The 20552-nt window shown below is 58.8% G+C and carries 21 protein-coding genes and 1 riboswitch; of the genes, 17 read left to right on the forward strand and 4 right to left on the reverse strand.

What is annotated here, in order from left to right; translation table 11 throughout:
- From FD02_RS11500 to FD02_RS06675, 12 genes are all read left to right on the forward strand, one after another.
- A partial coding sequence (locus FD02_RS11500; protein WP_235806691.1) for a hypothetical protein occupies positions 1-185 on the forward strand: 185 nt, incomplete at its 5' end.
- Positions 186-379: 194 nt separating this feature from the next.
- Positions 380-1639, forward strand: coding sequence for an MFS transporter (locus FD02_RS06625; RefSeq protein WP_082603336.1), 1260 nt, complete (start codon positions 380-382; stop codon positions 1637-1639).
- Positions 1640-1815: 176 nt separating this feature from the next.
- Positions 1816-2550: a nicotinamide riboside transporter PnuC gene (gene pnuC / locus FD02_RS06630; RefSeq protein ID WP_056951310.1), complete on the forward strand. Its 735-nt coding sequence runs from the start codon at positions 1816-1818 to the stop codon at positions 2548-2550.
- Positions 2551-2566: 16 nt separating this feature from the next.
- Complete coding sequence (locus FD02_RS06635; protein ID WP_056951312.1) at positions 2567-3271, forward strand: deoxynucleoside kinase; 705 nt, start codon at positions 2567-2569, stop codon at positions 3269-3271.
- A 10-nt stretch (positions 3272-3281) separates the two neighbouring features.
- Positions 3282-3632 (forward strand): iron-sulfur cluster biosynthesis family protein, encoded by a 351-nt coding sequence (locus FD02_RS06640; protein ID WP_054722647.1) that lies wholly within the window; start codon positions 3282-3284, stop codon positions 3630-3632.
- A 38-nt stretch (positions 3633-3670) separates the two neighbouring features.
- Positions 3671-3774: riboswitch (TPP riboswitch) on the forward strand.
- Positions 3775-3853: 79 nt separating this feature from the next.
- Positions 3854-4600 carry an ABC transporter permease gene (locus FD02_RS06645; protein WP_054722649.1) on the forward strand — a complete coding sequence of 249 codons (747 nt, stop codon included), beginning with the start codon at positions 3854-3856 and terminating at the stop codon, positions 4598-4600.
- 11 nt (positions 4601-4611) lie between these two features.
- On the forward strand, positions 4612-5601 hold the full coding sequence (locus FD02_RS06650; protein ID WP_056951314.1) for an ABC transporter substrate-binding protein: 990 nt from the start codon (positions 4612-4614) through the stop codon (positions 5599-5601).
- A 9-nt stretch (positions 5602-5610) separates the two neighbouring features.
- The gene (locus FD02_RS06655; RefSeq protein WP_054722651.1) at positions 5611-6351 is read left to right on the forward strand and encodes an ABC transporter ATP-binding protein; all 741 of its coding nucleotides are present in this window, start codon (positions 5611-5613) and stop codon (positions 6349-6351) included.
- Positions 6344-7054 carry a TatD family hydrolase gene (locus tag FD02_RS06660; RefSeq protein WP_056951316.1) on the forward strand — a complete coding sequence of 237 codons (711 nt, stop codon included), beginning with the start codon at positions 6344-6346 and terminating at the stop codon, positions 7052-7054. The genes FD02_RS06655 and FD02_RS06660 overlap by 8 nt, the downstream gene beginning before the upstream one ends.
- A gap of 70 nt (positions 7055-7124) precedes the next feature.
- Positions 7125-8687, forward strand: a complete 1563-nt coding sequence (locus tag FD02_RS06665) for a hypothetical protein (RefSeq protein ID WP_056951318.1) — start codon at positions 7125-7127, stop codon at positions 8685-8687.
- Positions 8684-9370, forward strand: a complete 687-nt coding sequence (locus FD02_RS06670) for a hypothetical protein (RefSeq protein ID WP_056951320.1) — start codon at positions 8684-8686, stop codon at positions 9368-9370. Before FD02_RS06665 ends, FD02_RS06670 begins: the two co-directional genes overlap by 4 nt.
- Before the next feature lie 87 nt (positions 9371-9457).
- Entirely contained in the window at positions 9458-11791 is a 2334-nt protein-coding gene (locus tag FD02_RS06675) for an ABC transporter ATP-binding protein/permease (protein WP_056951322.1), read from the forward strand.
- A 42-nt stretch (positions 11792-11833) separates the two neighbouring features.
- Here the strand turns inward: FD02_RS06675 and FD02_RS06680 are convergent, their stop codons facing one another.
- Entirely contained in the window at positions 11834-13060 is a 1227-nt protein-coding gene (locus FD02_RS06680; protein WP_056951323.1) for an aminopeptidase, read from the reverse strand.
- A gap of 163 nt (positions 13061-13223) precedes the next feature.
- Between FD02_RS06680 and FD02_RS06685 the strand changes: the two genes are divergently transcribed.
- Together FD02_RS06685 and FD02_RS06690 are read left to right on the forward strand one after the other, a co-directional pair.
- Positions 13224-13820: a TetR/AcrR family transcriptional regulator gene (locus FD02_RS06685; protein ID WP_054722657.1), complete on the forward strand. Its 597-nt coding sequence runs from the start codon at positions 13224-13226 to the stop codon at positions 13818-13820.
- A gap of 66 nt (positions 13821-13886) precedes the next feature.
- A complete protein-coding gene (locus tag FD02_RS06690; RefSeq protein WP_235806692.1) occupies positions 13887-15242 on the forward strand; it encodes a DUF2252 domain-containing protein in 1356 nt (451 codons plus the stop codon).
- 47 nt (positions 15243-15289) lie between these two features.
- Here FD02_RS06690 and FD02_RS06695 read toward each other — a convergent pair whose 3' ends face one another.
- The 3 genes from FD02_RS06695 to mgsA form a co-directional block, all read right to left on the reverse strand.
- The gene (locus tag FD02_RS06695) at positions 15290-16561 is read right to left on the reverse strand and encodes an NAD(P)H-dependent oxidoreductase (RefSeq protein WP_056951327.1); all 1272 of its coding nucleotides are present in this window, start codon (positions 16559-16561) and stop codon (positions 15290-15292) included.
- Positions 16558-17148 (reverse strand): NADPH-dependent FMN reductase, encoded by a 591-nt coding sequence (locus tag FD02_RS06700; RefSeq protein WP_056951329.1) that lies wholly within the window; start codon positions 17146-17148, stop codon positions 16558-16560. The genes FD02_RS06695 and FD02_RS06700 overlap by 4 nt, the downstream gene beginning before the upstream one ends.
- A gap of 119 nt (positions 17149-17267) precedes the next feature.
- The gene (gene mgsA, locus FD02_RS06705) at positions 17268-17690 is read right to left on the reverse strand and encodes a methylglyoxal synthase (RefSeq protein WP_056951331.1); all 423 of its coding nucleotides are present in this window, start codon (positions 17688-17690) and stop codon (positions 17268-17270) included.
- Positions 17691-17823: 133 nt separating this feature from the next.
- On the opposite strand from mgsA, the gene wecB reads away from it, so the two are divergent.
- The 3 genes from wecB to FD02_RS11505 form a co-directional block, all read left to right on the forward strand.
- Complete coding sequence (gene wecB, locus FD02_RS06710) at positions 17824-18966, forward strand: non-hydrolyzing UDP-N-acetylglucosamine 2-epimerase (protein ID WP_054723614.1); 1143 nt, start codon at positions 17824-17826, stop codon at positions 18964-18966.
- A gap of 15 nt (positions 18967-18981) precedes the next feature.
- Positions 18982-19893, forward strand: coding sequence for an isoaspartyl peptidase/L-asparaginase (locus tag FD02_RS06715; RefSeq protein ID WP_056951333.1), 912 nt, complete (start codon positions 18982-18984; stop codon positions 19891-19893).
- Positions 19894-19934: 41 nt separating this feature from the next.
- Positions 19935-20552 (forward strand): YihY/virulence factor BrkB family protein (locus FD02_RS11505; protein ID WP_235806693.1); only part of this gene is annotated, 618 nt, incomplete at its 3' end.

Below are 20552 nucleotides of genomic sequence, written 5' to 3' on the forward strand. Positions count from 1 at the left end.
TGCGAGCAAAGAAGTTCGCGGCAGGCGGCAACGCCAGGTCCAGCGCAATGCTGAAGTCCCGAGGCAACTTGGGCACCGTAACTGAAGGCATCGCCAGCAATGGCGACAGGTGGCAACGGCCTTGGGCTCGCCCACCTGCTGCGGGGCAACCCGCAGGCAATCACGCCAAGGACGCTGAGGGGTGACCCAGAGGCGTCTTTGGTGTGTTTTTTTGCCGTTTTTGGCCCTGGCCTGATTTTTCTGGGCCAGGGGGAGCGCGTTCCTCGTGAATTTGGCATTGCATTCTCGGGCCAGTGGTGGGACACTAAGAACCAGATTAGCTGAGACTAACCGCAAAATAACTGACGTCAGAGAGCGTCAATTTTGGAGGAAATTGAATATGAAACAAGCACATCTGCGCTTTTTCGACCAGACGAGCCACGAACAGCGGCGCGTCCTTGCATCCACTGCGTCGGGGTTCACCTTGGAAAACATGGACATCATGTTTTTGAGTTTCGCCCTCACGCCGATCATCGCCGAGTTGCACCTTTCTTCAGGGGCGGCCGGGTTGATCGGTTCGATCACCAACATTGGGATGCTGGTCGGCGGCGCACTTTTTGGTTTATTGGGGGATAAAATTGGGCGGGTCAAAACCTTCTCCCACACCATTTTCATCTTCGCCTTAGCCACCGGCTTGATGGCGTTTGCCAACAACCTGACTGAGATCTACGCGTTGCGGTTCCTGGCCGGTATCGGGGCCGGTGGGGAATATGGGGTCGGCATCGCGCTGATTGCGGAGAATTTTCATCACGATCAAATTGGCCGCATGACCAGTGTCGCCGCGATTGGCGGTCAGGTTGGGGCAATCATCGCCGCATTAGCCGCCGCGTGGATCATCCCCAGCTTCGGCTGGCATGTGTTGTTCCTGATTGGGGTATTGCCGGTGCTTTTGACCTTCTTCGTCCGGCGCCACTTGAAGGAATCCGCTGAGTTTCTCGCCGCCCGTCGCGAAGTCAAGGCCAAACACGAGCGCGTCGCGTTTTCCGAATTGTTCAAGACCCGCCACCTGGCCGGGCAAACCCTGGGGCTAATGGTGATGACCATCGTCCAAATCGCCGGGTACTTCGGGTTGATGAACTGGTTGCCGGTGATTGTGCAAAAACAGCAAGGCTTGTCCGTGTCCGGCTCGGCGCTGTGGATGATTGCCACGATTCTCGGCATGTGCCTGGGGATGGTGGTGTTCGGCAGCCTGCTGGATGCCGCCGGCCCGCGCGTGGCCTTCGGGTTGTTCCTGCTGGCGTCTGCCGGCATCGTCTACGCCATCACCTTGGCGCAATCCAACGCCAGTTTGTTATTGATCGGCGCTTGCGTCGGCTTTTGCAGCAACGGCATGTTTGGCGGTTACGGCGCGGTAATCAGCCGGCTGTACCCGACGCGCATTCGCAGCACCGCCAACAACGTCATCATGAACGTCGGCCGGGCCATCGGTGGTTTTTCCAGCGTCGTCATTGGACTGTTGATGGATCACTACAACCTGACGGTGACAATGGCCTTCCTGTCCGTGCTGTATCTGATCAGCTTCATCACGATGCTGACGCTGCCGGGGCTGCGCAGCCTGCATGGCAATCTCGCCGAGGCGAAGCTGAGCCAAGCCAAGTAATGCATGACCGTCACCGCTTGCCGGTGGCGGTATTTTTGTGGCGTAACCGTTACCAAAACCACGAGGGGTTGTGGTGGCGGTTTCCCTTACCACAAAATCTAGTAGATACAAGACTGTTATCGAAATTCTTTCAGCGGCATAATGGAGTTCGTCATTTATTTTAGGAGGAATTCATTATGTCCGATTCACAAAGTTACGGCAGCTGGCTGATTCATCAGCTCAAAGGCTGGCCCCAACAAAATTATTATCTCTTCTGGTTTGCCTTCGGGTGCCAGCTGATGACTTTGGTCAACGCGCCAATCACCCCGGTGGCGATTATCACGTTCATCGGCACCACGCTGGGCGTGTTGTGCGTGCTCGCCATCAACGCCACCAAGGCGGTCAACGGTTGGCTCGGGTTGGTGAGCGCGGCGTGCTTTATTTTCGTCGGCTTCACTGCCAAGAACTACCTGTCGATTTTTGAACAGATTGCCTACATGTTGACGCTGGACCTGCCAGTGCTGATTTCGGTGCGGACTTGGAACGACGACACCAAGAACAACCTCAAGCGTTTCCACGCCAAGGAATGGGTGATTTCGATCGCCGCAACCTTGCTGGTGTGGGCGATTTCCGCAGTTTTGATTGGCCGCTTCACGAATGACCCGCGGCCGGTGTATGATGGAATGGCTTTTGCGATTTCCCTCACCGGCGGCGTCGTGTGCTTCCTGCGGTACAACAACCAGTATTTCTGGTGGTTGTTCTCAGGCATCGCGCAGCTGATTTTGTGGGGCATCACGTTTGCCCAAGGCGATGCCAGCCTGAGCATGGCGATCAACTCGAGCGTGTACGTGATCAACGACTTGTTGGCCTTTACGATCAGCCCGTGGTTTAACGCCGGGCGGCGCAAGCTGGGCTTGAAGGCAATTCATTAATTAAGAGGAGACACACATGATTTACATTCTGGGTAGCATCGGGGCGGGCAAGACCTCGCTCACCAAGATTTTGGCGGAAGATTTAGCCGCCCCGGCGTATTACGAAGACGTTGAAGGCAACGGCATGATTGCCAACATGTTGGCCAAGTTTTATTCTGCCGGCGAAGACAGCCGCAAGACGACCGGCACGATTTTGCAAATCGCGTTTTTGACCTTCCGTTATCAACAGCTGAAAAAAGCCGTGACGCAAGAAAACGCGGTGATGGATTCGTCACTGGAATCCGATTATGTCATGGCCAGCCAGCTCCACCAGCACGGTGAAATCGACGACGTGGACTTCAACGTGTACGTGACGCTGTCCCAGGAGATGCAGGCCAACGTCAACGGCAGTCCCTGGAACGGTTTGCCGGATCTGGCGGTGTATTTGAAAATCGACCCGGAACACGAAATCGACGAGATTCAAAGCCGCGGTCGTGAAATGGAAGACATTCGGGAAAAGCCCGAGCTGGTGGATTACTATCACCGGGTCAACCAGGCCTACCGAGACTGGTCGAAGGGCTACACCCGCTCGACCTTGCTGACGATCGACCGCGATCAGTTTGATTTCGTCAATAATGCCGCCGATCGTGCCGCGGTGTTGGACCAAATCGAAGGCAAGCTGGTCGAGCTCGGCAAGCTCGCCCCGAAACGGTTCGACGCGTTGAAGGCAACGCGCCAATAGGAGGCGCATCATGTTATCGTTGAGTGCAGAATTGCAGGATCAGTTGCGGCCGAAACTAGCTGGGCGGGTCTTGGTGTTGGATCTCGACGATGGCGTCGGCGGGTTTTCGCCGGCGGGGATTTGCTCGCTAAACGAGCATTTTGTGTTGATCGCCGCCGCGCCGAGTGCCATTACCCCGGAGTTTAATGCCACCATCGCCAGTACGCTAGGGCCGGTGCGCGTTAAGGACTACACGCAGGCCGAGCTGTCGCACAATCCGCAGCTGAGCAAGGTCAACGGCGCGTGGCAGCTGCGCGACGACACCGGCGTGTTGGATTCGCAGGTCGAACTGCGGGTGGTCGACGCCCCGGCGCTTGCCTAGTGTTCTGGTTCGTGGTAGGTTATAACCATATTCATATTCGCATGTTTCCGGGGATGCCGTGTGCGGCATGAGAGTCGGTAAAAGCCGAGACCCGTCGAACCTGTCAGTTAACACTGTCGAAGGGAGAAACATAGTGTAACCCGCACGCGGGGGCAGACTATGCCCGTGCGTGCTTTTTTGTGCGCTGGTTGGGGCGAGAAATGTGCAGAAAGGAAGTGGACGTGACGAAGAAACTTTACCCGTTATTCTCGTTTCTGGTGATTTGCGTGATTTGGCAGGCGCTGGTCAGCGGGCTCAAGGTACCGCCGTATTTTCTGCCGGGGCCGCTTGCCGTGGGCCACGCACTGGTTGCCGACGGTGGCGTGTTGTGGCACCACGCACTGACCACGTTTTATGAATCCGCCGTGGGGCTGGTCATCGCCAGTGTCGTGGCACTCATCACCGGCTTAATTCTCGACGCGTGGCGCTGGCTTTACAACTTCATCTATCCGTTGCTGGTGATTTCGCAAACCTTGCCGGTGATGGTGCTGGGGCCGCTGTTGATTCTGTGGTTTGGCTTTGACCTGACGCCCAAAGTGATTCTGGTCGTCTTGATGAGCTTTTTCCCAATCGTTGTCGCGTTGGTCGCGGCGCTGCAAGACGTGCCAGAGGAGCAGATTCAATTCCTGCAAACCATGGGCGCTAGTCGCCTCGAGGTGTACCGCACCTTGAAGCTGCCACTGGGAATGGTTGGCTTTTTCTCCGGCCTCAAGGTGGCGGCCACGTACTGCGTCGGCGGGGCCGTCGTCGGCGAGTGGCTCAATGCCGAGTCGGGGCTTGGGTACTACATGATTCGCGCCAAGAACGGATTTGAGATCGACAAGGTCTTCGCCGCCATCGTGTGGGTGGTGGTGTTAAGCCTATTGTTTAACGTGTTGGCCGGGTGGCTGGCGCGGGGGTATCACTGGACGTTAACACATTCAAAATAAAGGGGTGCAACATGAAGAAACAATGGATCATTGCTGTTACGTTGGTTGCTGGATTGGCTTTGGCAGGCTGCGGGGCGAAAAAAAGTAGCGCCAAGCCGCTGAAAAACATCACGGTGGTGCTGGATTACGTGCCGAACACGAATCACACTGGGATGTACGTCGCCCAGGCCAAGAATTATTACAAGCAAGCCGGCTTGAAGGTGAAGTTCATCGAACCCGGCGACAACAGCACCAGCGTTGGCTTGGTGGCCGCAGGCAAGGGGCAGTTTGGCGTCAGCTACCAAGAAGACGTCACTTACGCCCACGCCAAAGCCACACCGATTCCGGTGAAGGCCATCGCCACCTTGGTGCAGCATAACACCTCGAGTTTTGTCACCCGTGCCGACTCCGGCATCACCAGTCCTAAGCAGTTTGAAAATCACATCTATGCCGGCTGGCAGTCGCCAAGCGAAGCGGCCGTGCTTAAGGCGGTGATGACTCAAGCCGGCGGTGACTTCAAGAAGTTGAAGATCGTGGGCGCCAATGGCAGCGGCCCGGAAGGCCTCGGCAAAAAAGGCCAAGACATCGAGTGGTACTTCGACGGCTGGGACGGCATCAAGGCCAAGCAGCTGGGCGTCAAGCTCAACACGATGCCGCTGCGCAAGCTCGACAAACGGCTGGATTATTACACGCCGGTGTTGATTACCAGCAACCGCGAAATCAAACAGGATCCGAAAACCGTGCGGGCCTTCGTGAAGGCGACCAAGCAAGGCTATCAATACGCCATTGCGCACCCAACGGCCAGTGCCAAGATCTTGAAGCGGGCCGACAAAACCGATTCGCTGAAGTTCCTCACGGCATCGCAGCAATACCTGTCCAAGCACTACACCGATACACCAAGCAACTGGGGCGCGATGACCAGCAAGGTGTGGAACAACTACACCGGGTTCATGAAGGAGTATGGCTTGATCAAGCAGGCAATCCCGGCCAAGGACATGTACACGAACGAATTTCTCAAGTAGGAGGGCGTCATGATTGAACTTGCGGGGGTCAGCGTGACCCTAGATGGGCTGCCGATTATCGCCGATTTGAACTTGCAGCTGACGACCGGTTTTACGGCGGTGATTGGCCCTAGCGGCGCGGGGAAAACCACCTTGCTCAAGGTGTTGCTGGGGATTATTCCGCCGACCAGCGGTCAGGTGACGGTCGCCGGCGAGCCGGTAACGGGGATTCACACCGCCTTTGCCTATATGCCCCAAGACAGCATGCTGCTGCCGTGGTTAACGGTGGCGCAAAACATCGCGCTGTACGCGCGGGTCAATCACCAACCGGTGGCGACCAAGCGCGTCACCGAGCTGTTGGCAACGGCGGGGCTGAGCGACTACCGCGACTTCATGCCGGCGCAATTATCCGGCGGCATGAAGCAGCGGGTGGCGTTTTTGCGCACGGTGATGAATCCTGCCGGTTTTCGGTTGCTCGATGAGCCGTTTGGGGCGCTTGACGCGATGACGCGCGGTTCCCTGCAGGATTGGCTCGTTGGGTTGCCCCAGGACCTGCAGCGCCCGACGTTGATGGTCACCCATGACATCGACGAGGCGATTTATCTCGCCGATCGCATCTTGGTGTTGTCGGCGCGCCCGGCGCGGTTAATTGCCGACATTGCCGTGACCCCAACGCAGCGCGATCGTCACTGGCTGGCCACCCAAGCGCCGCTCCACGCGCAACTGTATGATTTGTTGCAGAAAGAAAGTCAGGCGTTGGCCAATGCTTAGCGATGCGCATTGTCATTATGATGAAGCCGGTGCACTGGCGGCCATTCACCGCGCTAACCACGTGCTGGCGCTGGTTAATTGCGGCGGTCCGGCTGAGTGGGCGCGCAATGCGGCGGCGATTGGTCCCGACCAGCGCCTAAGCTTCGGGGTGCACCCGTGGCAAAGTGCCACGCTTGATCCGGCGACCTTGACCAAGTATTACCAGGTGGCGCCGGTGATTGGCGAAATCGGTTTGGATACCGTGTGGACGAAGGTGCCCTTGGCGCAACAGTTGCCGGTATTTGAAGCACAGCTGGCCATCGCCGCTCGGCTGCACAAACCGGTGGTGTTGCACACCAAGGGCTGCGAGCAAGAGATTCTGCCGTTACTCAAGCGCTACCCCAATCAGTATTTTGTCCACTGGTATTCGGCGCTTGCCTACCAGGCAGATTACTTGGCCTTGGGGTGCTACATGAGCATCGGCCCCGACGTGGTCAGCGACCCGGCGGTGCGGGCGTTAGCCCGCACCGTGCCGGCCAATCGCCTGCTGTTAGAAAGCGATGGCGTGGCGTCGTTGAGTTGGGCGTGGGGCCATGAGGTGGCGCCGCAAGACTATGCCGCCGGGCTTCACCGGTGCGCCGCGTTGGTGGCGGCGCTGCGCGGCACTAGCCGGGGCTGGCTACAAGCCTTGGCGGCGCATAATCTCGCCACCTTCCTTCAGTGAGGACGTGACACAGTGCGGGCGACCGCACTGTGTTTTTGTTATAATGAGCACAATGAAAGGTGGGGTGGCCATGGCACAGCAAGACAAGTTGATTCAACGGATTTGGCCGGGCTTCAGCAAATCGGCGGGGTATGCGCAACTGCGGCAAGCCGGTCAGCCGGCGGCGTATTTGCGGCACACGGCAGAGCTGGTCAACGATATGATGGACGCGGCCGTCGGGGCTGACCCGAAGCAGTGGCAAACCGACGATATTTCCGGGATGTTGCTAGATTTTCTCGAAATGGCCGCAGCCGATGACGATGCCGACGCGCAGGCGATCTTCGAAGAGACCTATGCGTTGATGAAGGCATTGCTGAGTTATCTCGCCAATCAAGGGGAAATTGGGGCTTCGCCGCAAGGGTTGACATTGTTGTTCACCCGCTTTGAACGGGAAATCGATGCCGCGTTTGGCGCCGGTCAAGCCCCTGGGTTCATCGACTGGGCAGATGACCCACAGGTAGCTGGGCTACCCCAATGGCAAGAAAACCGCGTCTTGTCCTTGCAGGAGGAATTCGGTGAGTGGTTCAACGGCTTCGTCAAGCTGAAGGGCACGGCTGAATTGGTCAAGCACCTCGGGGAGGTCGGCTTGGCCCGAGCACTACAGAATTTTGTCGAACGGGCCTATGATGGCTACCGCAAGACGCCGCGCAGTTGGTCCAAGCACGTCATCGATGCGGTGTACCAAGATGCCCAATACCACCAAGTGTCCGGCCTCAGCCCAGCACAGTGGCCGTGGCTCGGTAAGGCGCTGGTGGCCTTCATCGATTACGGCAGCAAGCATGGGTTTGTAACGAAGCGCTACGCGGCGCAGGTGATTCCGTGGCTCAAATCGGGTTGCCAGCAGCTCATCGCCACCGGGTTACCCGAGTCCTCGCCGCTAGCGGCCGCGCTACAGGCGGTGATTGAAGCCGCCGTGGCCAATGGCGAGCTGGACCCGGATGATCCAGATGCCATCTCCGCATTTGAAGCCACCCTGCAAGATAAGCTGGCTGATTTTGGGATGCTCGACTCTAAAGTGTCGATGATTCCGGAGCTACCCCATGACCCTGACAAACTGGCCGCACTGGTCAAGGATGCGGGGCTCGTGGCGGAGCTGGTGGATGCGTTCGACACGGATTCAGACTTTCTCGATCAACACCAAAAGGTCGTGGAGGGCCGCCGCTGGGATCGAGACACCGCCATCGCTAACCACGACCAGGCCCTTGAGGTGGGCGTGAAGTTGTGGCTGTTGCAGCGCGACTACCCGTTCCCTACAGCCGCGGAGATCGCCGACATCGTCTCGACCGTCACCGCCTTTGCCGATGTCATGTACGCCCAGCACATCACCACCATCGGCGCGTGGTCGCCGCAAGCCTTCGCCTCTTATCGCCGGTGGTTATTGGGGCGGGAAGATCGTGAAACCCTGGCGCTGTTCGTTGAAATCATTCGGCGAACCATCGCCATGCTGTATGATGAAGCGACCTTTAGCAAAGACCGCGCCCGCAAGTTACAACTGGCCATCGGCGCCACGCCGACGGTCGACGGTCAAGGCCACGGCCAGGTGATTTCCCTCGATCAAGGCAAGCGGCGTCTGGCCAAGAAGCAGCGCCGATGAGTTGGACCAGCTTGGCGCAAACCGTCGGCGCGTCGCTTGGCGGCAGTTACCTATTTAGTTGGTTGATGGCGGTGATTGCCGGCAACACCACCCAGCAGTTGGTGAACCGCACCGGTCGCAGCAACGGCCAGTTGTGGTTCATGAAGCCGGGCATCTTGGTCCACGAGGCACTGCATGCGGTGGTGGGGCTGGTGTTTGGCTTACACATCACCGCATTTTCGTTGCGGCCAACCGCCGATAGCGCCGCGCACGTGAGTTTTCGCTACGCCAGCCACTCCTGGCGGGCGCGGCTTGGCTTATTTTTCTCAGCGAGTGCGCCGGTGTGGGGCATCAGCGCGACGTTGTTGTTGCTGGGGAAGCGCGCCTGGTGGCCGCAGCAGGCCTGGGCCGCAATCTCGCCGCATAATCTTGCGCCGGATTGGCCGTGGGTGGCGGGCTGGGCTTTGTTGACCGTGATGTTGACCTTCGGCTTAGCGCTGTCGCACCAAGATCTGGTTAACATGTGGCGCGGCACGCCTTTTTTGGTGGTGCTGTTGGGGCTGGCCTATGCGGTCCTGGCGTGGCTCGCGCCTGCGGCCTTGGCCGGCTGGTGGCGCGTGAACCAGCTGGCCGGCGGATTCGCCTTGGTGATGTTGGCGCTCAGTGTCGTCGTCAATCGCCTGGTGACCTGGTTGGTCGCGTAAAATCCGCCTTGCGCCTGAGTGTGACCCAGGTGCTTTTCGTTACACTGAACAAGTTGGTCGATTTGGCCCACCATTGGAGGTAATGTCGTGCTCGAACTGAAACATATCAAGAAGTACTACCACGTTGGCGGCACGGAGACCCGTGCGCAAGACGACGTGTCGGTGGCGTTTCGCAAGCAGGAATTCGTCGCCATTCTCGGCCCGAGTGGTTCCGGGAAAACGACCATGCTCAACATTATCGGCGGGTTGGACCGGTACGATTCCGGCGACTTGCTGATTAAGGGGCGGTCGACCAAGGATTTTAAGGACAAGGACTGGGACGCCTACCGGAACAATTCCGTTGGGTTTATTTTTCAGTCGTACAACCTGATTTCCCACCTGTCCATCATGGAAAACGTCGAAATGGGGATGACCCTGTCTGGCGTGGCCACCGCCGAGAAAAAGCAGCGCGCCGAAGACGCCTTGATTCGCGTCGGCCTCAAGGATCATATGCACAAGAAGCCCAGCCAGCTGTCTGGCGGCCAGATGCAGCGCGTGGCCATTGCGCGCGCGATTGCCAACGACCCCGAGATTCTCTTGGCCGATGAGCCAACCGGGGCGCTGGATTCCGAGACCTCCAAGGAAATCATGCAACTGATCCAAGACCTGTCGCGCGAGCGCCTCGTCATCATGGTGACCCATAATCCGGACCTGGCGCATCAATACGCCGATCGCATCATCGAGTTTGCCGATGGCCAGATTCAACACGACTCCCATCCGCATGTAGAAGGGCAGAAAACCGAAGCCTTCCAGTTGAATCACACCAAGATGAGCTACTGGACTGCCTTGAAGCTGTCCTTTAACAATATTCGCACGAAAAAAGGGCGCACCTTCCTCACCGTGTTCGCCTCAAGCATCGGCATCATCGGCATCGCTGTGGTTTTGGCGCTGTCAAACGGCTTCCAAAAACAAATTGACAAGACCCAAAGCGAGGCGATGGCGTCGATGCCGGTGACGGTGTCGCAAGTTGGCACCGATACCAACGCGATGATGACCGGCACGAAAACCAAGACGTTTTCTAAGGCCAGTCACGTGACGGCGCAAACCAGCGATGCGGACAAGGCTCAACACGTCAACCACATCACGCAAGACTACCTCGACTACCTGAGTAAGATGCCGAAAAAAGACGCGAAGAACATCGCCATTAGTTACGGCACCGGCATGAACCTTGCGCGGCAGGTCAACGGCAAGTATCGCACCGTCAATTTTTCGACGACCAATCCCGATAGTGCCTCGGGTGTCGACGCCCGCGCGATGATGGCCGCATCGACCGGCGTCGGCGGCAGCGTGTATCCCATTGACCGCAGTGGCAAGCAAAGTTTCCTGAAGACCTACTACAAGGTTGTGGCCGGGCATTACCCGACGCAAACCACCGATATCGTGTTGGTGGTCGATAAAGACAACGTCATCAACATCAACGCCTTGAAGAACCTCGGCTTCACCGTGAAGGAGAATCAATCCTTCAACTTTAATCAACTCGTCGGCACAAAGCTGAAGCTCATCGCCAACGACGACTACTACCAACAGTTGCCCACCGGCACCTTTTTGCCGACGCAGGACCTCGCCGCCGCGGCGGCCAAGCCCGCGACCAAGACGCTGACGGTGACCGGGATCATCCGGGTCAAGTCGAAGAATTCCGATGGGCTGCTGGCTTCCGGCGTGGCGTATAGCGCCGCGTTGACCAAAAGCGTGCTGACCACAAACGACCACTCGGCCATCGTCAAGGCGCAACAACAAGCCAAGACCAACGTACTGACCGGCCAAGCGATGGATGCCTCGACGCGCGCCAGCGTTTTGACCATGTTGGGCGGCAGCGACACGCCGACGACGGTGCAGATCTACCCGACGACCTTCAAGGACAAGGACCGCGTGTTGAAGTACCTGGACAAATATAACGCGGGCAAGGCCAAGGCCGACAAGGTGATTTACACCGACTTGGCCGGCACGGTGAGCGACATGACCGGCGGCTTGATGGATGCGATCACCTACGTGCTGGTCGCCTTTGCCGGTATCAGCCTGGTGACCTCGATGATCATGATTGCCATCATCACCTACACCAGCGTCCTCGAGCGCACCAAGGAAATCGGCGTGCTCAAGGCCTTAGGGGCGCGGAAAAAGGACATCACGCGGGTCTTTGATGCCGAGACGTTCATTCTCGGGTTTGGGGCCGGGGTGTTCGGCATCGTGGTGGCGTGGTTGTTGACCTTCCCAATCAACAGCGTCTTGAGTAACGTCACCGGGTTGAACGGCGTGGCGGTACTGAATCCGCTGCACGCCGTGATCTTGGTGATTGTCTCGACAATCTTGACGATTCTCGGCGGCCACGTGCCGGCGCGCATGGCGGCCCGCAAGGATGCGGCCATCGCGTTACGCGCAGAATAACGACAAAACCCCCACGCAGCTGCGTGGGGGTTTTTGCGTGGCTTACGCCCAATCGCCGTGCCGGAAGATTGGGACGAGGGAGCCGTCAGCTTGAATGCCATCGATGTCCATGGCGGCGCTGCCCATCATGAAATCGACATGGGTGTCGGCGCGGTTCAGCCCCGCGGCGTCGAGTTCCGTCGGTGACATGGTTGTCCCACCGGCCACCGAGAAGGGATAGGCGGTGCCCAAGGCCATGTGGTTTGAGGCATTTTCGTCAAACAATGTGTTGTAGAAAATGATCCCGGATTGGCTGATGGGGGACGGGTCCGGCACCAGCGACACCTCTCCCAAGGACCGCGCGCCGCGAATCTTGAGCAATTCCTGCAAGACGGCGTCGCCTTGGTCGGCGTGTGCGGCAATCACTTGGCCGTGGGCAAAGGTGAAGTGCATGCCTTCGAGAATGTTCCCCGCGTAAGACAACGGCTTAGTCGAGGCCACCGTGCCGTCGATGCGGCGGTTGTCCGGTGCCGTGAAGACTTCTTCGGTGGGCATGTTGGCCATGAATTCTTCGCCGCGGGCGTTATGCGAGCCGCCGCCGGCCCAGATGTGGTTGACCGGCAAGCCGACGGTTAAATCGGTGCCAGGCGCCGAATAGTGCAGCGCCGTGAAGTGCGCGGCATTCAACCAGGCCGCTTTTTCGTGGAGCTGGTGGTCGTGGGCCTGCCAGGCGGCAATCGGGTCGGGCGAATCGATGCTGGTGGTGGTGAAGATCTCCTGCCACAGCTTGGCCACCGCGTCTGCCTCGGCCAGCTCGGGGAAGACCTTGTGCGCCCACTTGGGGCTGGCGGCGCCGATGATCGTCCAACTGATTTGGTTCCCAGTGATGGCGCCAATCAATGGCGCGTAGACTTGTTGAAAGGCGTGTTGGTAACCGGCGATGCGCCGAGTGTCGATGCCCGCGAGATTATCTGGATCGGCCGAAATCACCGAGATGCGCTTGGCGTGATGGGCCAGCCAGTAATCGAATTGGACGCCGACGTGGGGCGGAATGTTGAACAGCCGGTCTTCGGCCATGTGGGCCAGGTCTAGCCGCTTGGTGACGTCGTCTTGCCATTGCACCTGGACCTCGGCGGCACCGGCGGCATAGGCGGCTTGCACGATGAGCTGGCCCAGTGGCGCCTGGCTCACATCGACTTGCACGTACACGGTATCGCCGGGGCGCACCGCCACGCCGGTGGTCACGGCCAGCTGCGCGTACTTCGTCAGGGATTCGGTAAAATCAGTCATGAGGCTACCTTCTTTTCTTGAGTTAACGTTATTCTAACAAATTTTCCCTAGAAAGCCTCGCTAAACTGTGTCGAATTGATTGCGTTTTCGCCATGCTTTGGTAAAATAACGGTCAGATGGCAAATTGTCATTTAGTTCGGAGACGAAAGTGAGGGGGAACACTTTGGCACGAAGAAAAACGATTACCCGGGAGATGATCCTGGACGCAGCATATGGACTAGTGGTCGAGGAAGGCTTTACACACTTCACTGCGCGTGGCATCGCCAAGCGCATGGGGTGCTCGACGCAGCCGTTATATTTGGAATTTCAGTCAATGGGGGACCTCAAGCAGGCCGTCATGGACGAAATTAAAAACGCTTTATCGGTGGCGCTCAGCCGCCGGTTCACCGACGATCCTATCGTGGATCTTGGGCTGGCGTATATCTATTTTGCCTTGGAGCACCGGCCGTTATACCGGGCGGTGTTCATCGAGGATCACTTCGGCGTCGACGAGATGCGGGAGTTTGCGATTACCGCCGCGTTGAAGCGCATTGCCGACTATTCGCCGGCCGTGCCGTTATCCGATGACCAACGCCGCAACACCATCACGGGGTTGTGGATCGTGGCCACCGGGATTGCCAACCTCATGGCGCCGGGCTTCATCACCGTGACCCGGACGCAGATGATCGACATTCTGCGCGCTGTGATTCACGACTTTATCGTCAATGGTCGTTTTTCGGCCGCGGCGAAACCGGTTAGTTTTAATCTGACGACGATGTAGCAGTGCCCCGCGTAAAGCGGGGCTTTTTTGCCGGCGAGATGGAAGGGGCAGGACATGAGAGACAAGATGTTAGCAGAATTGGCGGCGTTGCGTCAAACCAAGGACATCACGGCGGTGGCCGCCTTGCGCGCCACCGGCAAGGCCCAGCGCAAAACCGTGCCGATTGCCCAGCTGGCCACGCCGCCATCGCGGCCGCGAGACGCCGTGGCGTTCATTGCGGCCATCGAACGCCGGCTGATTCCGGAGTTGTTACCGCAGCGTCACGCCAAGATGTTGGCCAGCCCGGCTGCTTTTTTCCGGGGCACCGCCGAGCTGATGGCCTATGACTTGAGCCACGGCAGCCAATCCGGCATTCGGGTGCTCACCGATGGGGATGCGCATCTGCAAAACTTCGGCTTTTACGCCTCGCCGGAGCGTCATTTGCTGTTTGACCTGAACGACTTCGACGAGGCGGCGCCTAACTCGTTTGAATTCGACGTCAAGCGCCTGTTGACCAGCACCTACCTGCTTGGCGCCAGCGCGCACTACGACGAAGCCGAGATGGATGCGCTCGTGCAAGACGCGGCGAAAACGTATCGCAAGACGCTGAAGCACGCCTTTAAGCAACCGGCGTTGACCCGCTTTTACGCCAGCACCAACGTCGATACGCTGATGCAAGGCCTCCCTGGGCCGGACAACGCGGCGCTGATCGCCCAAATCAAGCACAAAGCCGAAAAGCGCGATCACGAATCGGTGGTGAAAAAATATACCGTGATGACCGCCAGTGGGCAGTTGCGGTTCAAGGATTCGGCGCCAACCACCGTGCACATCGCCGCCGACACCGAGGTCGCGCTGATGCAGGCCTTGGTGCGGTACCAGCAAACCACGCGGCCGGATACCGCGTTGCTACTGAGCCAATATCGCGTCACCGACATCGTCCGGCACAGCGTGGGCATCGGTAGCTTCGGGACGACTTGTTATCTCGTGTTACTCACCGGCCTCGGCGATAGCCACCTGGTGCTACAGGTCAAGGAGGCCTTACCGCGGCGGCGGGAGCTGGGACCGGACCGGCTAACCATCACTCAGCAACTGGAGGCCAGCGAAGGGCAGCGAATCATTGCCGCCACCCAGATTTTGCAAAAAGCTTCCGACCCGTTTCTCGGCTGGTTCAATCTCGGTGACAAGAGTTTTTACGTCCGGCAGTTTCGGGACATGAAGGAATCCATTGACGTCACCGAGCTGAGCCAGCCCCAATTCTCAGCGTACGCGCGGCTGTGCAGCTACCTGCTGGCGCTGGCGCATGCGCAGTCGCCCTTGGGCGCGGTGGCGGCGGGGTACTTGAACAAGTCGTTCGACGAAGCCGTGCAAACCTGGGCCAAAGCTTATCTGCATCAAGTCGTCGCTGACTTTGCCGCGGTTGCCGAGCAGTATGGTACGGCGTAAGCATGCAAAAAGCGATTCTGCAGGCAAGTGCAGAATCGCTTTTTGCGTTACTTGGCCGATGCGCCAGTGTCCGCATCAGGGGCGGGCTTGGCCGGCGCGGCCGGCGGTTCGCTGGCGGCGCTGGCACCGGTGTCGGCGTCTGGCTTGGCTGGGGCAGTGGCCGATTGGCTGGCACCGCTCACGGCGTCAACTTTGGCCCCTGGCACTGGCACGAGTTGTTGGCCAGTTTGCTTGAGGTAGTCGGCCACGATTGGCCAAATGTCGAGGACCCACTCGTTCACGCCACGATAATGCTGATCGCCGTCGTGCATGGCCTGGTAGTAATGCATGATCCACTTGGCGTTCACCTGATTGCCAGGTACCGGCATGGCGAAGCGGTCCGTCTTGCCGGACCGCAACATGTGCAAGACCTGCTTGACGTGGTCTTGTGCGCGCTTGGGGTGGCACATCGCCGCGGCGTCGCCGACTTGCGCCGGGTAGCGCGGGGCCAACATGTCGTCGTGATCCCGGAAGTGGTTGTAGTAAACGAACTGGTTGTTCTCGTCCATGTAGGTCGCTTCCAGCGGGAACGTGTTCAAGAACCAATTGAGCTGATCGACGGTGAGTAAGCCGCGGTCCAATTGCACATAGTCGTGACCGGAGGCGGCGTGAGTTTTGGCCGCGCCTTGTTCAACCCAGTCGTCTGCATCCATCGGCACCGGAATCGTGGTGTCGGTCGGGTGGCTGGCGGTCAGGTCTTCGGCTTGCCAGGCCGGCGCGTCAGGGGTCGGCTTCATGGCGGCCAGCACGTTGACCCACTGGACAAATTTGCCCATCACGGTGCCTAAGAATTTCTGCGTGCCGGGATCACTCAGATTGCCTTGCGCGTCAAAGGCGGTTTGGACATCCGCCAACAGGAATTCGTCGCTTGGCATCACCAAGGCGCCGACGCCTGGAGCCTCGAGAATCTGGCGCAGGCTGAGCTGCGCGCGGGAGGAGCCTTGGGTGTAATAAGAGGCACCGACGATGAGCGTCGGCTTGTTGGCAAAGGGGTGGACTTGATTGGACAGCCACTCGATGACGTTCTTCATGGCCGGGGCCAAGGTGTGGTTGTGCTCCGGGGTGGCGAGAATCACGCCGTCTGCGGCTTCAATCTGGTCGGCAAGGGCTTGCACCGCGGGGTAGTCGGCGATGTCGAGGTCTTCATCGAACACGGGCACATCTTGAATGCTCAACGGCTGAATATCGGCCAGCTCCGCGAAGTGGCTGGCGATGTAGGCGACCAGCTGGCGGTTATAGGATGCTTCGGCGATTGAGCCGGCAATTGCGACGATTTTCATGCTTGTGCCCCCTTATGAATGGCGCGCAGCGAATTGGTGAGCTGCGCATTAATGTCGGCGAAAATGGCGAAGTTGGCCATTAATTCGTCGAGGTGCGCCACGGCCTTCGCGTCGGTCAACTCGCCTTGGTCGGTGAAGGCCTTTAGCGAGTGGCCCAGCAGGAATTCACCGCTGGGCAGGATCCGCGCGTCGAGCTCCGGGCTGGTGAGAATCTGCCGCAATTGCGCTTGGGCGCGCGATGTGCCTAACGCACCGTATGACGCGCCGAGAATCATCACGGGTTTGCCGGCAAACGGGTGGATGTAATACGACAGCCAGGCCAACGCGCTGCTCAGCACGGCTGGCACGGCGTGATCGTATTCCGGCGTGGCGATAATGACGCCGTCTGCGGCTTGAATTTGCTCGGCCAGCGTGGTGGCTGCTGCTGGCACGGTATGGTCCGGGGTTTTATAAAATAGTGGCCAGCCCGCAATGTCTGCGAGGGTGATCGTGGCTGAATCTGCGTAATGGTGACTCATGTATTGAATCAGTTGGCGATTGGTCGAATGCTTGGCGTTGGTGCCAGCGATGCCGATATAATGTTTCACTCCAATTCACGTCCTTTGAATTAAACTGATTACGTGCAAATTATCACATACTAAAACGGCTACTTCAAGCGTGAGGTAGCCGTTTACACTTATCCTATTGTTTGATTAAATCTTTCTTTTCACAAAGGCTGATGCGCGGATTCGTCACCACTGTACAGTTGGCGAAAATCGGCAAAGCCGGCGCGCACGCCGCGCAGCAACATTTCGGCGGTGCCCAGATTGGTCGCCAGCGGCACGTTGTACACGTCGGCGAGGCGAATCAAGGCGTTGACGTCGGGCTCGTGCGGCTGGGCGGTCAAGGGATCGCGCAGGAAAATGATCAAGTCGAGCTGATTCTTGGCAATCAAGGCCCCGACTTCCTGGTCGCCGCCCAGCGGCCCAGAGTTGAAGCAGTGCACCGGCAGGCCGGTGGCGGCTTGCACGATTTGGCCGGTGTGGCCTGTGGCATACAAGTCGTGGCCCGCCAAGATTTCGCGATAGGCGGTGACCAGCTTTTTCATCAATGGTTTCTTTTCGTCATGAGCAATGAGCGCAATTTTCACCAGATGCCATCCTTTCGGCGGTGGTCCGCCGCCTTTAGTATACCAAGCTGTCGGCGCACTGGCGGTGAAAAATCTTTGGTAATGGTGGAAATTTGGTTATAATGAGACCCAGGATTTACGAAGGAGTGGCAGTGTGACTAAAATTAAAGTAATGACGGTATTCGGCACCCGGCCCGAGGCCATCAAGATGGCGCCGGTGGTGCAGGCGCTGCAGCGCGACGACCGCTTCAGTACCGTGACGGTGGTCACCGCCCAGCACCGAGAAATGCTCGACCAGGTGCTGAGCATTTTTCAGATCACGCCGGATTATGATTTGAATATCATGCAGCCCAAGCAGACGCTGGCCGAAATCACCAGCAACGTGTTGGTGAAGCTGACACCGGTGTTGACGCAGGAGCACCCGGACATCGTGTTGGTGCACGGCGATACCACGACGACGTTTGCGGCCAGCGTGGCGGCGTATTATCAGCAAATCGCCATCGGCCATGTCGAGGCCGGGTTGCGGACCTGGAACAAGTACAGCCCGTTTCCAGAGGAACTCAACCGGCAAATGACCGACGACTTGGCCGATTTGTACTTCGCCCCGACGAATCAAAGCGAGGCCAATTTGTTGAGCGAAAACCATGCCGCCGAGCACATTTTTGTCACCGGGAACACAGCCATTGACGCGCTGCAGGAAACGGTGCACGCCGATTATCATCACGCGGTGCTCGATGTGGTTGACCCGAACCGGCGGATGATTCTGGTCACGATGCACCGGCGGGAAAACCTGGGTGAGCCGATGCGCCGGGTCTTTAAGGTGATGGCCGCGGTGGTGGCGGCGCACCCTGACGTCGAGCTGGTGTATCCCGTTCACCTGAATCCTGCCGTGCAGGCTGCGGCCCAGGAACTGTTAGGCGATCACCCGCGGATTCACTTGATTGAGCCGCTAGATGTCGTCGATTTTCATAACTTGGCGGCGCGCAGCTACTTCATCATGACCGATTCCGGCGGCGTGCAAGAAGAGGCGCCATCGTTGGGGAAACCCGTGTTGGTTTTGCGCGACACCACTGAGCGGCCGGAAGGGGTCACGGCAGGCACCTTGCAGCTGGTGGGTACGGAGCCCGAGCAGGTGAAGGCCGCCATGACGAAGCTGTTGAACGACCACGCGGAGTACACCCGCATGGCCACCGCCAAGAATCCTTACGGGGATGGCCACGCCACCGCCCGAATTCTCGACGCAATCAGTTATCACTTCCACCAGACGCAAACGCCACCGGATCGCTTCAAGGCCTAACCAAGGAGGCAGCATATGTATGGTTTGATTGGCACCTGGGCGATGGCCCAGGCCGGCGTCGCCGCCGGCGCTCAGGCGTTAGCCGCGGGGCAGTCCGCCGGTCGTGCGTTGGTGACAGGAATCCAGGCGGTGGAGCAGGAGCCGACATTTGGTTCGGTGGGTTACGGTGGGCTGCCGAATGCCGCCGGGGTCGTCGAACTCGACGCCGCGTACATGAATGGGGATAACTTTCAGCTTGGTGCCGTCGGCGGGGTGCAAGATGTGGCCAGCCCGATTGAACTGGCCAAGCAGCTGGCCCATGAACGCGTGAATAATTTCCTCGTTGGCGCCGGGGCCGCGGCTTATGCCGATGAGCACCAGCTGGCGCGCCGGCCGATGTTGACCGCCGCGGCTGCGGCGGCGTGGCGCGCTAAGCGCGCGGCTGCGGCCAACGGAAAGCGCCTGACGCCCTATGACGGTCACGATACGGTGGGGATGGTGGCGTTGGATGCTGCTGGCCACATGCGTGCCGGCACCTCGACGTCGGGCTTGTTTATGAAGCACCCGGGACGCGTTGGCGACTCGCCGCTGCCAGGAGCTGGCTATTATGTGGATAGCGAAATCGGCGGCGTGGTGGCCACGGGCTTAGGTGAGGACATGATGAAGGCCCCGCTGAGTTTTGCGACGGTGGCCGCGATGGGGCGGGGGTTAAGCCCGCAGGCGGCGCTGGATTCGGTGGTGTATCCCTTCATCGCTAAGTTGCGCACGCGCAACGGTGCGGTGGGCGAGTTTTCGTATATCGCCCTCGATGCTCAAGGCCACTTCGGCGCCGCCAGCAACGTGGCGTTTCAGTTTTGGGTGCAAACGGCCACGACTGCCTTGACGGAATATCTGGTGACGCCACAGCCAAGCGGGCGCGCCGAGCTTCGCCGCGCGAAAGAGGCGTGATGACTTTGGTATAATGAAGGCAACAGGAAAGGAGCCCAACCATGGCCGAGCCTCGAGTAAAATTAAAGCGCCCGACCCAGCGGGCAATTCACCTCACCGCCGCGCAGCGCCAGGCCATTGCTAGCGGCCGCGTGCCGCTGGCGGAGCTGGCGCTGCCTAAACGCGTCAAGTTCCGTGAATTCGTCAAGCTGGCGGTGACGCGGGTGATGGCCGCCGAGCTTGGTCCCACCAGTGCCAGTCTCGCGTATTACGCCTTGTTGTCGCTGTTTCCCATGTTGATTCTCGCCGGGAATTTGTTGCCCCTGTTCGGGCTGTCTTACGATTCGATTACCACCTACCTCGCGCAGGTGGTGCCGGAGTCGATCATGAACTGGATCAATCCGGTGATTCACAACCTGTTGACCACCACCAGCACCGGCGTCTTGTCCATCGGGGCGATCGGGACGATTTGGGCGGCAAGCCTGGGCATCGACGGGTTGAAAAACGGGTTCAACAAGGCGTATGGCATCACCCCGCCGCAGAATTTTCTGGTGCAGCGCCTGATTTCCATCGTCATGATCTTCATCTTGATTGTGTTGATCGGGTCCGTGATGATTGCCTTCACGTTTGGCCGCCAGTTTCTCGAGTGGCTCGTGCCGCTGTTGGGCTTGTCCGACGCC

It is taken from the genome of Lacticaseibacillus nasuensis JCM 17158 (assembly GCF_001434705.1).
In the GTDB taxonomy this organism is placed as follows: domain Bacteria; phylum Bacillota; class Bacilli; order Lactobacillales; family Lactobacillaceae; genus Lacticaseibacillus; species Lacticaseibacillus nasuensis.